Source organism: Streptomyces sp. NPDC091289 (assembly GCF_044757365.1).
GTDB lineage: Bacteria > Actinomycetota > Actinomycetes > Streptomycetales > Streptomycetaceae > Streptomyces.
The window spans coordinates 20119-32529 of the sequence record NZ_JBIVUT010000021.1 but is presented as its reverse complement, the minus strand read 5'-3'; the positions used below and the strand labels follow the sequence as shown (position 1 = coordinate 32529).

Sequence of the window (12411 nt, the reverse complement as noted above, 5' to 3'; positions counted from 1 at the left end):
AAGCGTAGATCCGTGCGGCGGACGTCCGCCGCCGCTTACGTTCGCCGCATGGATCTCGTCGAGGTGCTCCCCCAGCTACATATGTTCCGCTTCCGGATCGGTCAGGCCTATCTCTGGCGTGACGGACCGGATCTGACGCTGATCGACGCGGGCGACATCGAGTCGGCCGCCGCGATCGAGGACGTGATCCGCTCGCTCGGCTCCGACCCGGCCCGGATCCGCCGCATCGTCCTCACCCACGGCCACCGCGACCACTACGGGGCCGCGCAGGAGCTGGCGGACCGGTACGGCGCCGAGATCATCGCCCACGCGCTGGACGCACCGGGGATCCGGGGCGAGCGCCCCGTACCGGAGCCGGACCTGCTGGACTGGGAACGCCCTCTGTACGCACATGGGTTGACCTGCCCCGAGGCCCCGCCCACCCAGGTCGACCGCGAGGTGACCGGCGACGAGGTGCTGCCGTTCGGGGACGGTGCGCGGGTGGTCCACGCCCCCGGTCACACACCGGGCTCCATCGCCCTCCATCTGCCGCGCCACGGCGTGCTGTTCACCGGTGACGCCGTCGCCTCCGTGGAGCGGGTGATGCTCGGCGTGTTCAACGTGGACCGGGCCGGGGCGGCGGCCACGTTCCGGCGGCTGGCCGCGCTCGCGCCCCGTACCGTCTGCTGCGGACACGGCGACCCGCTCACCGAGGACGCGGCCGCGGAGATGCGGGCTGCGGCCGACGGCGCCTGAGGGCGTCCGCGTGGAGGGCCTGCCGTGAAGAGCCCGGGCACGCCCGCTCAGCCCACCGGCACCCCCGCCTCCAGGTTGAGCACCGTCGACCGCTCGCGCGCCCGCAGCGCCCAGCGCAGCCGCTCGTACCGGGTGGGCGGCAGCATCCCCGCGGCCTCCTCCTCGGTGACGAAGCGCCAGCCGCGCAGCTCGGAGCCGGGCAGCAGCAGCCGGCCGGCGTCCTCTGAGCGCAACAGGCCGCCGTCGAAGAGGAAGCGCAGTCCGCCGTAGCCGGGCGGGCGGGGCGACTCCCAGTCGACGAGCAGCAGCGTCGGGACCCGGTCGAGGCGGAGGCCTATCTCCTCGGCGACCTCACGGATCCCGGCCTGCGCGGGGGCCTCGCCCGCCTCGACGACCCCGCCGGGGAACTCCCACCCCGGTTTGTACGTGGGGTCGACGAGCAGCACCCGGTCCCGCTCGTCGAAGAGCAGCACCCCGGCGGCCACCGTCTCGGCGGTCGGCTCGGGGCTCTGGACGATCGGGCACGGCGCGGCGCTCCCCGTGCGCACGGCGTCCGCGATCCGCTCGGCGGTCTCCCGGGGTGTTAGGGCGCTGTTGTCGACCACATGGGCGTCCTCGGTGATCCAGCCGAGGGCGTCGCGGAACGGTCCGATGTGCTCGTAAGCCCACCGGCGCACCCGCTCGCACTGTTCCTCGTCGCCGGGAAACTCCTCGCGGCCCGCGATCCGGCCGCGCAGGATCGTTTCCTCAGGTGAGAGCGCCACATGCCGTACGGGGATGCGCCGGGAGGCGAGCCCTCCGAAGATCTCGTCGCGGTACTCCTGTCGCAGCAGGGTCATCGGCACCACCAGCACCCCGGGCACCTCGGCGAGCAGCGCCGCCGCCGTGTCCACCACGAGCCGCCGCCAGATCGGCAGGTCCTGGAAGTCGGTGACCTCGGCGAGCCTCTTCTGCGGCAGCAGGGCGCGCAGCCCCGCGCCGGTGATCTCCGGGTCGTACAGCGTGCTGTTCGGGATCAGATCGATCAGTTCGCCCGCGGCGCTGGTCTTGCCCGCACTGAACGCACCGTTGATCCAGACGATCACGGTTCCCCCTCTTCCGTAGCCCCCTGTGGCTTGCCCGCAACACCCTGCCGCGGAAACCCCGCGACGGCGACGGCGTTGGCCGGATGCGGTCCTCCGGCCCGATCCGGGGTCGGACAGAACGTGCGAGGGGTGGCCCAGGGGGCGCCCGGCCTGACGAACCGGGCGCCCCCTGGAAGCTGTTGACGCGGCCCGACGGACGCTGGGGCCTGTCGGGCCCTAGCGCAGCGCGATGGCCGCCGCCGCGGCCCCGACCAGACCCGCGTCGGTGCCCATCACGGCGGGCGCCACGGTCAGCCGCCGGAGGTAGGAGAGCGTGGCGTACTCGCGCAGGCTGCGGCGCAGCGGCACGAAGAGCACGTCGCCGGCCCCGGCCACGCCCCCGCCGACCACCGCGATGTCGAGGTCCGCCAGGGTGGCGGTGGCGGCGATGCCGGCCGCCAGGGCCTGGGCCGCGCGCTCGTAGGAGGCGATGGCGACCGGGTCGCCGGCGCGGGCGGCGACGGCCACCGCGGCGGCCGTCGCGTCGCCGTCCGGGCCGGGCCGCCAGCCGTTCTCCAGGGCGCGGCGGGCGATGTTGGGGCCGCTGGCGATGCCCTCGACGCAGCCGCGCGCGCCGCAGGGGCACGGGTCGCCGTCCAGGTCGACGCTGATGTGGCCGATGTGCCCGGCGTTGCCCGAGGGGCCGGGGCGCAGGGTGCCGCCCAGGACGAGGCCGCCGCCGACGCCCGTCGACACGACGAGGCAGAGCGCGTTGTCGTAACCGCGGGCCGCGCCGAGCCAGTGCTCGGCCGCCGTCATCGCGACCCCGTCGCCGACCAGCGCGACCGACAGCCCGCCCGCCGTCTTGTGCACCCGGTCCACCAGCGGGAAGTCCCGCCAGCCCGGGACGTTGACCGGGCTGACCGTACCGGCGGCGGCGTCCACCGGACCGGCGCTGCCGATGCCCACGGAACCGGCCCTGCCCCACAGCGGCGAGGCCATCAGCTCGCCCAGCACCTCGTCCACGGCCCCCATGACCGCCTCGGCGCCCTCCTGTGCGGGCGTCGGGCGCTGCGCCCGTACGAGGAGGGATCCGTCGCCGTCCACCAACGCGCCGGCGATCTTGGTGCCGCCGATGTCGAGCGCGGCGACGAGGTCGGTATGCATCGGTGTGGGCTCTCCGGATCAGTGAAGGGGCGGGACCTGCGGGTTCCGTCCATAGTCTGCACAGTCTCCATTCTGTTGACAACGTTGTCCAGGGCCTATGCTCGACGCCACAGCCTCCGATCACCCCCGCGGCGCCCCCAGTCGGGCTCCGCCCGGCCCGGCCGGAGCACCGCAGCCCCGCCCGTATCCGACGACAGGACAGCGCACGTGGACCGGACCGCCCGTCATTCCGAGACCCGCTACGGCAACCGGCCGACCATGAAGGACGTGGCGGCCCGCGCCGGAGTCGGCCTGAAGACGGTCTCCCGGGTGGTGAACAGCGAGCCCGGCGTCACGCCCGACACCGAGCGCCGCGTGCAGGAGGCGATCGACGCGCTCGGCTTCCGCCGCAACGACAGCGCCCGCGTGCTGCGCAAGGGCCGTACGGCATCCATCGGACTGGTCCTGGAGGATCTGGCGGACCCGTTCTACGGTCCGCTGAGCCGTGCGGTGGAGGAGGTCGCCCGCGCGCACGGGGCGCTGCTGATCAACGGTTCCAGCGCCGAGGATCCGGAACGGGAGCAGGAGTTGGTGCTGGCGCTGTGCGCCCGCCGCGTGGACGGTCTGATCGTGATCCCGGCGGGCGACGACCACCGCTATCTGGAGCCGGAGATCAAGGCGGGCATCGCAACGGTCTTCGTGGACCGCCCGGCGGGCCATGTGGACGTCGACATGGTGCTCTCCGACAGCTTCGGCGGGGCCAGGGAGGGCGTGGCGCACCTCATCGCGCACGGTCACCGCAGGATCGGCTTCATCGGCGACCAGCCGCGGATCCACACGGCCACCGAGCGACTGCGCGGCTATCACGCCGCCATGACGGACGCGGGCATCACCGTCGAGGACGGCTGGGTCTCCCTCGGCTCCACCGAGCCGGAGCGGGTGCGGGCCGCCGCCGAGGAGATGCTCGGCGGACCCGAGCCGGTCACCGCCCTGTTCGCGGGCAACAACCGGGTGACGGTGACGGCGGTCCGGGTGATCGCGGAGCGGGAGCGGCCGGTGGCGCTGGTGGGGTTCGACGACATCGAGCTGGCCGATCTGCTCGGCATCACCGTGATCTCGCAGGACGCGGCGGCGGTCGGCAGGACCGCCGCCGAGCATCTCTTCCGCCGCCTCGACGGGGCGGACCACGCCACGGCCCGGGTGGAGCTGCCGACGACGCTGATCCCGCGCGGCTCCGGCGAACTTCCCCCGGCCTGAGGCCCGTCGGACCACGGCGGACCACGGCGGATCCGGTCAGACTCCGGCGCCGACCGCCCGGAACTCCCGGGTCAGCAGGGCCAGCAGTTGTGCGGGGGCGTCCTCCTGCACGGTGTGGCCCGCGCCCTCGATCCAGTGCAGTTCGGAGTGCGGGATCAGTGCGTGCAGCTGCTCGGCGAAGCCGGCCGGCAGGAATCGGTCCTCGCGTCCCCAGATGATCCGGGTCGGCACCGGTACGGTCCCCAGCAGGTGCTGGAAATCGTCGGTCGCGGCCTGTTCGGCCTGCCGGTACTGGCGGTAGTACGCGGCCCGGCCGCGCTCGCCGCGCCAGGGATCGACATGGGCGGCCAGCACGTCGGGCCGGTAGCCGGTGTGGGTGGCGTGGCGCAGATGGCTCTCGACCAGCGCCTCATGGGCGTAACCGGGGAGTTGCTCGAAGATGTGGGCGTTCTCCCTGATGAGCCGGAAGAGCCCGGTGCCCCATTCCCCGCAGGCCACCGCGTCGACCAGGGTGAGGTCCGCGTACCGCGCCCCCTCCAGGAGCAGGGCCCGCAGGGCCACGGCCCCGCCGATGTCGTGGGCGATCACGCGCGGCCGCTCCAGCCCCCAGTGTTTCAGGAGCCGGGTGAACACCTTCGCCTGCGCCGCCGGGCCGACGTCCTGCCCGTCGCGCTGTTCCGACTGCCCGAACCCGAGCAGGTCGAAGAGGTGGACGCGGTGGTCGCGGGCGAGGGCCGGTGCGATGTCGCGCCAGATGAGCGAGGAGAACGGGGTGCCGTGCAGCAGGACCACCGGCTCCCCCTCCCCCAGCACATCCCAGCGCACCGCCCCGTCCGGAGTCTCGAACGTCCTGGTCAGATTCCCGTTCATGGTGTGCCTCCTGATGTGCGGGTGGGAGGGGCGGGACCCCGCCGGACGATCGACGTTACCAGCAAAGGTGGCTTGCCGGTAACGTTGGTAAAGTGGTGATCATGCGAAGGAACCCTGCACCCGCGGAGCTCGAATGCGTCGAGGAGTTCTGCAACACGGCCACCCACCTCCACGGCGAGGACGACCTCGCCCGCCCGGAGTCGGCGGCCCGGTGGCTCGTCGCGCACGGCTTCCCGGTACTGAGCGATCCCGGAGACCTGGCGTCGCTCGCGGAGGCGCGGGAGACGGTACGGGCCTTCCTGGTCGAGCGGACCTCACCGGAGGCGGTCGACGCGCTCAACCGACTCATCGCCGAGGTCGCGGGGGCACCGGCCGTGCGCCCCGACGGCACGCTCACCCTGCGCCCGGCCTCCGGCGGGGCGGTGGCGGAGGTGGTCCGCCCGGTGCTCGAAGCCCTCCTGGTCCACGGCCTGACCGGGCGTCACGCCGGCCGCCTCAAGGCCTGCGCGGCCCCGGAGTGCCGCTGGATCTTCTACGACCGGGCGCCGTCGTCGAACGGCCTCTGGTGCGACATGGACGTGTGCGGCGCGCGGCACAAGATGCGCGCCTACCGAGCCCGTGGCGGAGCAACCGCACGCAAGGACGCCTGAGATCCGGCCGGAATGCGCCGGGCGGGGTGCGACGGGCGCGTCGGGGGCCGTTGGGGTGGCGGCCGGGCCCGTCGGGGCGTGGTGCCGACGGATCGGCGGGGGCGATTCCTAACGTCGGCCGCCGGCGCCCCGGGGGCGCTGTCCGCCGAATCAGGGCCGGATACGCCGAACACGCCCCGGGCCCGTACCTCAGCGGCAGCCGCAGCACGTCCAGAACAGGTGCGTACCTCATGAGCCATCTCGTAACAGCCCCGTCGACGTCCACGGATTCCGGCGGGCCGGGGCGGGATGCCCCGAAGCCGGTCCGCGGGCGGCCTCGCCGGCGGGCGGCGGCGATGGCGGCGGCACTGCTGCTGCTGTGCGCGGCGCCGATCGCCTCCGCGGCACCCGGTACGGCGGACGGACACCCTCCGGTGCACGGCGCGGCACCCTTGTACGTCTCCCACTACACCGACAACACCGTGCTCCGGCTGCCGCCCGGCGGCGGCGAGCCGGTCACGGTCGCGGCGAACGGCCTGACCCGCCCGACCGGGATGGCGCTCGACGCCTCGGGGGACCTCTACATCGCCGATACGGGCAACAACCGGGTCGTACGGGTGCCGGGGGACGGAGGCCCGCAGGTCACCGTGGACACCATCGATCTCTCCCGCCCCATCGGGCTGGCGTTGAACGCGGACGGCGACCTCTACATCGCCGACAGCTTCAACGACCGGGTGGTGAGGGTGCCCGCCGACGGCAGCGGCCAGGTCACCGTCCCCACCAGCGGGCTGCTCCACCCCAACGGGCTGGCCCTGGACGGTGCGGGGAACCTCTTCGTGGCGGACTTCGTCAACGACCGCGTGGTGAAGGTCCCCGCCGACGGCGGCCCGCAGACGACCGTGCCCACCACCGGGCTCTCCCAGCCGACCGGACTCGCCTTCGACGGACGAGGGGACCTCTTCGTCTCCGACAGCGGGAACAACCGGGTGGTGCGGCTGCCGGCAGGCGGCGGGCCGCAGCGGACCGTTCCGGCGGCCGGGCTCAACTCCCCGTACGGTCTGGCCTTCGACCCGGCGGGCGCGCTGTACATCGCGGACTTCAACAACGACCGGGTGGTGCAACTGCCGGTGCGCGGCGGGCAGCGCACGCTGCCCGCCGCCGGCCTGCACACCCCGGCGGGACTGGCCGTTCCGCCGGGGCGCGACGCCTACTGACGGCCCCCTACGGAGCCGTAACGGTCAGGTCTCCCCGGCGCGGCGAGGCGAAGGCGTCCAGGTCCGCGCGGGTCAGGCCGGTCAGCCGGGCGACCTCGGCGGTGTCCAGCGCGCCGCAGTCGATGCCGCGCAGCAGGTAGCCGCTCAGCGCCTTGGCGGTGGCGGGCTCGTCCATGACGTCGCCGCCCGCCTTGGCCACGTAGGCGGCGAGCCGGGCGGCGGCCGGCTCCAGGCCCTCGCGGTAGAAGGTGTAGACGGCCGCGTAGCGCGTCGGCAGGTGGCCGGGGTGCATGTCCCAGCCCTGGTAGTAGGCGCGGGCCAGAGCGCGGCGGGTGAGGCCGTAGTGGAGCCGCCAGGCCTGGTGGACCTGGTCGGTCGGGCCGACGGGCAGGACGTTGGTCGAGCCGTCGGAGACGCGTACGCCGGTGCCGGCGGCGGCGACCTGCATGACGGCCTTGGCGTGGTCGGCGGCCGGGTGGTCGCTGGCCTGGTAGGCGGCGCTGACGCCGACGCAGGCGCTGTAGTCGAAGGTGCCGTAGTGCAGTCCGGTCGCCCGGCCCCGCGCCGCGTCGATCATGCGGGCGACGGCGGCGGTCCCGTCGGCGGCGAGGATCGACTGGCTGGTCTCGATCTGGATCTCGAAGCCGATGCGTCCGGCGTCCAGGCCGTGGGCCTTCTCGAAAGCTTCGAGGAGCTGGACGAAGGCGGTGACCTGCTCGGGGTACGTGACCTTCGGCAGGGTCAGCACGAGCCCTTCGGGGAGCCCGCCGGTGGCCATCAGACCGCTGAGGAAGACGTCCGTGGTGCGGATGCCCCGGTCCCGTACACCGGCCTCCATGCACTTCATCCGGATGCCCATGTACGGGGCCGCCGTGCCGTTCGCGTACGCCTCCGCGACCAGCCGGGCGGCGCGGGCGGCGGCCTCGTCCTCCTCGGCGTCCGGGCGGGGGCCGTAGCCGTCCTCGAAGTCGATGCGCAGGTCCTCGACGGGCTCGCGCTCCAGCTTGGCGCGTACGCGGTCGTAAACCGGCCCGGCCAGCTCCTCGGGGATGCCGAGGACGGCGGCGAACGAAGAGGCGTCGGGGGCGTGTTCGTCGAGGGCGGCCAGCGCCTGGTCGCCCCAGGAACGCAGCGTGCCGGGCTCGAAGACGTCACCGGGTACATAGACGGTGTGCACGGGCTGGCGGGTCCCGGGATCGCCTGGGTAGCGGCGGGCGAGTTCCGCGTCGACCGCCGTGAGGGAGGCGCTGATCTCCTCGCTGACCGCACCGGCGAGGCTCGTTGCCACCTTCTCCTGCTGACCCATGACCGTACCCTCCACGCTCTCGTTGTTTCCGCTTCCCGGAATCAACAATCCGTATAGTGAAGTTATAAGGCTGCTCGACCTGCGTCAATGGTCGCCCGGAACGGCCCTGGGCCGCACGGTGGGGTGCACCGTGCGGCCCAGGACGGGTCTGCTCTCCGGGGATGTCAGCCCTTGCGGGTGTTGATCTCTTCGGTGAGCTGGGGGACGACGGCGAAGAGGTCGCCGACGACGCCGTAGTCGACGAGTTCGAAGATCGGGGCCTCGGCGTCCTTGTTGATCGCGACGATCGTCTTCGAGGTCTGCATGCCCGCCCGGTGCTGGATCGCGCCGGAGATGCCCGAGGCGATGTACAGCTGCGGGGAGACGGACTTGCCGGTCTGCCCGACCTGCGAGGTGTGCGGGTACCAGCCCGCGTCCACCGCCGCACGCGACGCACCCACCGCGGCACCCAGGGAGTCCGCGAGGGCCTCGATGACGGGGAAGTTCTCCGCACCGTTGACCCCACGGCCGCCCGAGACCACGATCGCCGCCTCCGTCAGCTCCGGACGCCCCGTCGACTCACGCGGCGTGCGCGAGGTCACCTTCGTCCCCGTCGCGCTCTTGCCGAACGACACCGACAGCGCCTCCACCGCACCCGCGGCGGCGGCCGGCTCGACGGGGGCCGAGTTCGGCTTCACCGTGATGACCGGAACACCCCGGGAGACGCGGGACTTCGTCGTGAACGACGCGGCGAACGCGGCCTGCGTGGCGACCGGGCCCTGCTCGCCGGCCTCCAGATCGGTCGCGTCGGTGATGACACCGGAGCCGACCCGCAGCGCCAGGCGCGCGGCGATCTCCTTGCCCTCGGCCGAGGACACCACCAAAACCGCCACCGGAGACACCGCCCCGAACGCCGCCTGCAGCGCATCGACCTTCGGAACCACCAGATAGTCCGCGAACTCCGACGCGTCCGACACCAGGACCTTCACCGCACCGTGCTCACCCAGCACCGAAGCGGTCGCCTCCGCACCCGCACCCAGCGCCACCGCGACCGGGTCACCGATCCGACGCGCCAGCGTCAACAGCTCCAGCGTGGGCTTACGGACCGCACCGTCCACATGATCGACCAGAACAAGAACTTCAGCCATGACAACGCACTCCAGAAGAGAAGGGAAGAGACAGAGGGAGGGGGAAGGGAGGGGCTAGATGAACTTCTGGCCCGCGAGGAACTCGGCGAGCTGCTTGCCGCCCTCACCCTCGTCCTTCACGATCGTGCCCGCCGTACGCGCCGGACGCTCCGTCGCGGAGTCCACCGCCGTCCACGCACCCGCCAGACCCACCTCGTCCGCCTCCAGACCCAGATCATCCAGATCCAGCGACTCGACCGGCTTCTTCTTCGCCGCCATGATCCCCTTGAACGAGGGGTAACGCGCCTCACCCGACTGGTCGGTCACCGACACCACCGCCGGAAGCGAAGCCTCCAACTCCTCGGACGCCGTGTCACCGTCACGCCGCCCCGTCACGACACCGTCATTCACCGCGACCTCGGACAGCAACGTCACCTGCGGCACACCCAGACGCTCCGCCAGCAACGCCGGCAGCACACCCATCACACCGTCCGTCGACGCCATCCCGCAGATCACCAGGTCATACCCGGTCTTCTCCACAGCCTTCGCCAGCACCAACGACGTCCCCATCACATCACTGCCGTGCAGATCGTCGTCCTCGACGTGAACCGCCTTGTCCGCACCCATCGACAACGCCTTGCGCAACGCGTCCTTGGCATCCTCCGGACCCACCGTCACCACGGTGATCTCCGCATCATCAGCCTCGTCAGCGATCTGCAACGCCTGCTCGACCGCGTACTCGTCCAACTCCGACAACAGACCGTCGACATCCTCACGGTCCAGCGTCAGGTCATCGGCGAAACGCCGGTCACCGGTCGCGTCGGGCACGTACTTCACACAGACAACGATCCTCAAGCTCACGCCGGCTCTCCTACTGCATCGTCATTTCTGGGCTGCCTTGTTGCACGCAGCATAGGCGCCTTGTCGGGCCGAATCCGGTCAGGACGACCGAGGCTCCGAGCCCGATATTACTCGCCAGTACACCCAGTCTCTTACCCGTGAGCAAGCGCTGTGCACTGTGACCTTGCCAACGCGGCGGGCCTGTGCGTGCGTGAGCTCAGTCTCGCAGAGCCGTGAACCGTCCCTGGTGGTAGACCAGCGGACGATCGGCTCCGGCGGGCGCTCCCGCCACGACCTCGGCGATGACGATGCGGTGGTCCCCGGCCGGGACACGGCTCACGACGCGGCAGACCAGCCAGGCGGACACGCCGGCGAGCAGCGGAACGCCTTCGGGGCCGCTGCTCCAGTCGGTCGACGGGCCGAAGCGGTCGGCCCCGCTGCGGGCGAACGTCGTGGCCAGTTCCCGCTGGTGCTCGCCGAGTATGTGGACGCCGACGTGCTCGGCCTCGGACAGCACGGGCCAACTGGAGGACGTCGTGCCGATGCCGAAGGAGATCAGCGGGGGTTCGGCGGCGACGGAGGTCAGCGAGGTGGCGGTGAAGCCGACCGGGCGCTCCCCCCTGGCCGTGATCACGGCCACGCCCGCGGCGTGGCGGCGGAAGACCGAGCGGAAGAGCTCGGGCGTGGCGACCGTCGGGGCGTGGGCGAGATCGGGCGTTGCCGTCATGGACGTGTCCTTCTGCGGGAGTGGCGTACGGGTCCGTGGGTGCTCAGACACCCGGACAGCGCGCACTCGCGTAGCGTGCGAGGTCCACATGGACCCGGCCGTAAAGAAGGAGTTCTGGCGGCATAACGTCAGACTGACGATGCGTGGTGGGCACAGTCAAGTGCGTTCCGGAATGTGGGAGATGCGTCACGGTCCGTCATATGGCGTGCCCCAGTGCCGCGACGACGTCGACGATGCGGGGCTGACCCGATGCCCGGCGGACCACCTCGCCCTCGGCGTCGAGCACCAGGACGGTCGGCGTCTTCGTGATGTCCAGCTGTCGCACGAGCGCGAGGTGGGCCTCGGCGTCGACCTCGATGTGGGCGACCCCGTCGACCATTCCGGCCACCTCGTGGAGGGTGCGGCGGGTGGCCCGGCACGGCTGGCAGAAGGCGCTGGAGAACTGGACGAGCGTCGCGCGCTCCCCGAGTTCCGCGCCGAGTTGGGATGCGTCGAGCCGCTGTCCGTGCGTCCCTCGGTCCACCTGGTGCCTCCTGATCAGAGCTCTTCGTAAGGGGTCAGCACCGGCCGCCGCCCGGACATTCCCGCAGCTCCCGGGGGACACGCACGTGACGAGAATCTCGCGCCCCGCGTCCGCCGGGACTGGCCACCGGCCCGCGCATGGGGCACCATCGCCACAATGCCGAAAACCTACGGCTGCGTAACTTCCGCCGGGAGAACCCTCCCCAGGCACTGAAGAAGGGTCTTCTCCAGATGGCAGAACTCGTCTATCGACCGGTCGTCGGCGCCGCTCGCACCCTGTTCAAGGCGCTCGACCTGAAGATCGACACTCAGGGTTCGGAGCACATCCCGAAGACCGGTGGTGCGGTGCTGGTCAGCAATCACATCAGCTACCTCGACTTCATCTTCACCGGCCTGGGCGCCCTGCCGCAGAAGCGGCTGGTCCGCTTCATGGCGAAGGAATCGGTCTTCCGGCACAAGGTCTCCGGACCGCTGATGCGGGGAATGAAGCACATCCCGGTCGACCGCAACCAGGGCGAGGACGCGTACGCCCACGCGCTCCGGTCGCTGCGCTCCGGTGAGATCGTCGGCGTCTTCCCCGAGGCCACCATCTCGCAGTCCTTCACGCTGAAGAGCTTCAAGTCGGGTGCCGCGCGCCTGGCCCAGGAGGCCGGGGTCCCGCTGATCCCCATGGCGCTCTGGGGCACGCAGCGGATCTGGACCAAGGGGCGGCCGCGCAACTTCAAGCGCAGCCACATCCCGATCACCATCCGCGTCGGCGAGCCCGTGGAGGCGCCCGCCGACCAGTACGCCGGCGCCATCACCCGGCGGCTGCGCGAGCGGGTCCAGGAGCTGCTGGAAGCGGCGCAGCGGGCCTACCCCGTACGCCCGAAGGACGCGAGCGACACCTGGTGGGTGCCCGCCCATCTCGGCGGTACGGCTCCGACCCCCGCCGAGGTGCGCGAGCTCGGCTGACGAGCGCCCCCCGGGGAGCGGCCCGTCACTTCAGCGCGGTG

Annotated in this window: 14 protein-coding genes; 5 read left to right on the top strand and 9 right to left on the bottom strand. The window is 72.0% G+C overall.

All coding sequences use genetic code 11. The annotated features are described in order from the left end of the window. Nucleotides 1-48: 48 nt before the first annotated feature. Nucleotides 49-735, top strand: coding sequence for an MBL fold metallo-hydrolase (locus ACIQPT_RS26610; RefSeq protein WP_401159209.1), 687 nt, complete (start codon nucleotides 49-51; stop codon nucleotides 733-735). Between the two features lie 47 nt (nucleotides 736-782). On the opposite strand, the gene ACIQPT_RS26605 is transcribed toward ACIQPT_RS26610, so the two are convergent. Beyond that, nucleotides 783-1820, bottom strand: a complete 1038-nt coding sequence (locus ACIQPT_RS26605) for an NUDIX domain-containing protein (RefSeq protein WP_401159206.1) — start codon at nucleotides 1818-1820, stop codon at nucleotides 783-785. A 216-nt stretch (nucleotides 1821-2036) separates the two neighbouring features. Continuing rightward, entirely contained in the window at nucleotides 2037-2966 is a 930-nt protein-coding gene (locus ACIQPT_RS26600) for an ROK family protein (protein ID WP_401159204.1), read from the bottom strand. Nucleotides 2967-3173: 207 nt separating this feature from the next. Between ACIQPT_RS26600 and ACIQPT_RS26595 the strand changes: the two genes are divergently transcribed. Further along, complete coding sequence (locus ACIQPT_RS26595; protein WP_401159203.1) at nucleotides 3174-4202, top strand: LacI family DNA-binding transcriptional regulator; 1029 nt, start codon at nucleotides 3174-3176, stop codon at nucleotides 4200-4202. Nucleotides 4203-4238: 36 nt separating this feature from the next. Here ACIQPT_RS26595 and ACIQPT_RS26590 read toward each other — a convergent pair whose 3' ends face one another. Continuing rightward, a complete protein-coding gene (locus ACIQPT_RS26590) occupies nucleotides 4239-5072 on the bottom strand; it encodes an alpha/beta fold hydrolase (RefSeq protein WP_401159201.1) in 834 nt (277 codons plus the stop codon). A 101-nt stretch (nucleotides 5073-5173) separates the two neighbouring features. Here ACIQPT_RS26590 and ACIQPT_RS26585 point away from each other — a divergent pair, with 101 nt between their 5' ends. Both ACIQPT_RS26585 and ACIQPT_RS26580 read left to right on the top strand, forming a co-directional pair. Beyond that, entirely contained in the window at nucleotides 5174-5722 is a 549-nt protein-coding gene (locus tag ACIQPT_RS26585) for a CGNR zinc finger domain-containing protein (protein WP_401159199.1), read from the top strand. 230 nt (nucleotides 5723-5952) lie between these two features. Beyond that, nucleotides 5953-6915 (top strand): SMP-30/gluconolactonase/LRE family protein, encoded by a 963-nt coding sequence (locus ACIQPT_RS26580; RefSeq protein ID WP_401159198.1) that lies wholly within the window; start codon nucleotides 5953-5955, stop codon nucleotides 6913-6915. Nucleotides 6916-6922: 7 nt separating this feature from the next. Here ACIQPT_RS26580 and ACIQPT_RS26575 read toward each other — a convergent pair whose 3' ends face one another. The 6 genes from ACIQPT_RS26575 to ACIQPT_RS26550 form a co-directional block, all read right to left on the bottom strand. Then, nucleotides 6923-8221 carry a DUF6986 family protein gene (locus ACIQPT_RS26575; RefSeq protein WP_401159195.1) on the bottom strand — a complete coding sequence of 433 codons (1299 nt, stop codon included), beginning with the start codon at nucleotides 8219-8221 and terminating at the stop codon, nucleotides 6923-6925. Nucleotides 8222-8385: 164 nt separating this feature from the next. Next, nucleotides 8386-9348 carry an electron transfer flavoprotein subunit alpha/FixB family protein gene (locus ACIQPT_RS26570; RefSeq protein ID WP_401159193.1) on the bottom strand — a complete coding sequence of 321 codons (963 nt, stop codon included), beginning with the start codon at nucleotides 9346-9348 and terminating at the stop codon, nucleotides 8386-8388. A 54-nt stretch (nucleotides 9349-9402) separates the two neighbouring features. Next, complete coding sequence (locus tag ACIQPT_RS26565; RefSeq protein ID WP_401157045.1) at nucleotides 9403-10188, bottom strand: electron transfer flavoprotein subunit beta/FixA family protein; 786 nt, start codon at nucleotides 10186-10188, stop codon at nucleotides 9403-9405. Between the two features lie 196 nt (nucleotides 10189-10384). Beyond that, nucleotides 10385-10894 (bottom strand): flavin reductase family protein, encoded by a 510-nt coding sequence (locus ACIQPT_RS26560; protein WP_401159191.1) that lies wholly within the window; start codon nucleotides 10892-10894, stop codon nucleotides 10385-10387. Between the two features lie 43 nt (nucleotides 10895-10937). Continuing rightward, nucleotides 10938-11018, bottom strand: coding sequence for a putative leader peptide (locus ACIQPT_RS26555; RefSeq protein ID WP_343240489.1), 81 nt, complete (start codon nucleotides 11016-11018; stop codon nucleotides 10938-10940). A gap of 72 nt (nucleotides 11019-11090) precedes the next feature. Then, nucleotides 11091-11417 (bottom strand): thioredoxin family protein, encoded by a 327-nt coding sequence (locus tag ACIQPT_RS26550; RefSeq protein ID WP_401159190.1) that lies wholly within the window; start codon nucleotides 11415-11417, stop codon nucleotides 11091-11093. A 230-nt stretch (nucleotides 11418-11647) separates the two neighbouring features. Between ACIQPT_RS26550 and ACIQPT_RS26545 the strand changes: the two genes are divergently transcribed. After that, nucleotides 11648-12370: a lysophospholipid acyltransferase family protein gene (locus ACIQPT_RS26545; protein WP_401159188.1), complete on the top strand. Its 723-nt coding sequence runs from the start codon at nucleotides 11648-11650 to the stop codon at nucleotides 12368-12370. Nucleotides 12371-12411 lie beyond the last annotated feature (41 nt).

Bases quoted from the DNA above. Each gene is read 5' to 3' on its own strand.
- ACIQPT_RS26610 (WP_401159209.1), top strand. From the start codon at position 49: ATGGATCTCGTCGAGGTGCTCCCCCAGCTACATATGTTCCGCTTCCGG.
- ACIQPT_RS26600 (WP_401159204.1), bottom strand. From the start codon at position 2,966: ATGCATACCGACCTCGTCGCCGCGCTCGACATCGGCGGCACCAAGATC.
- ACIQPT_RS26590 (WP_401159201.1), bottom strand. From the start codon at position 5,072: ATGAACGGGAATCTGACCAGGACGTTCGAGACTCCGGACGGGGCGGTG.
- ACIQPT_RS26585 (WP_401159199.1), top strand. From the start codon at position 5,174: ATGCGAAGGAACCCTGCACCCGCGGAGCTCGAATGCGTCGAGGAGTTC.
- ACIQPT_RS26580 (WP_401159198.1), top strand. From the start codon at position 5,953: ATGAGCCATCTCGTAACAGCCCCGTCGACGTCCACGGATTCCGGCGGG.
- ACIQPT_RS26575 (WP_401159195.1), bottom strand. From the start codon at position 8,221: ATGGGTCAGCAGGAGAAGGTGGCAACGAGCCTCGCCGGTGCGGTCAGC.
- ACIQPT_RS26570 (WP_401159193.1), bottom strand. From the start codon at position 9,348: ATGGCTGAAGTTCTTGTTCTGGTCGATCATGTGGACGGTGCGGTCCGT.
- ACIQPT_RS26560 (WP_401159191.1), bottom strand. From the start codon at position 10,894: ATGACGGCAACGCCCGATCTCGCCCACGCCCCGACGGTCGCCACGCCC.
- ACIQPT_RS26555 (WP_343240489.1), bottom strand. From the start codon at position 11,018: ATGCCGCCAGAACTCCTTCTTTACGGCCGGGTCCATGTGGACCTCGCA.
- ACIQPT_RS26545 (WP_401159188.1), top strand. From the start codon at position 11,648: ATGGCAGAACTCGTCTATCGACCGGTCGTCGGCGCCGCTCGCACCCTG.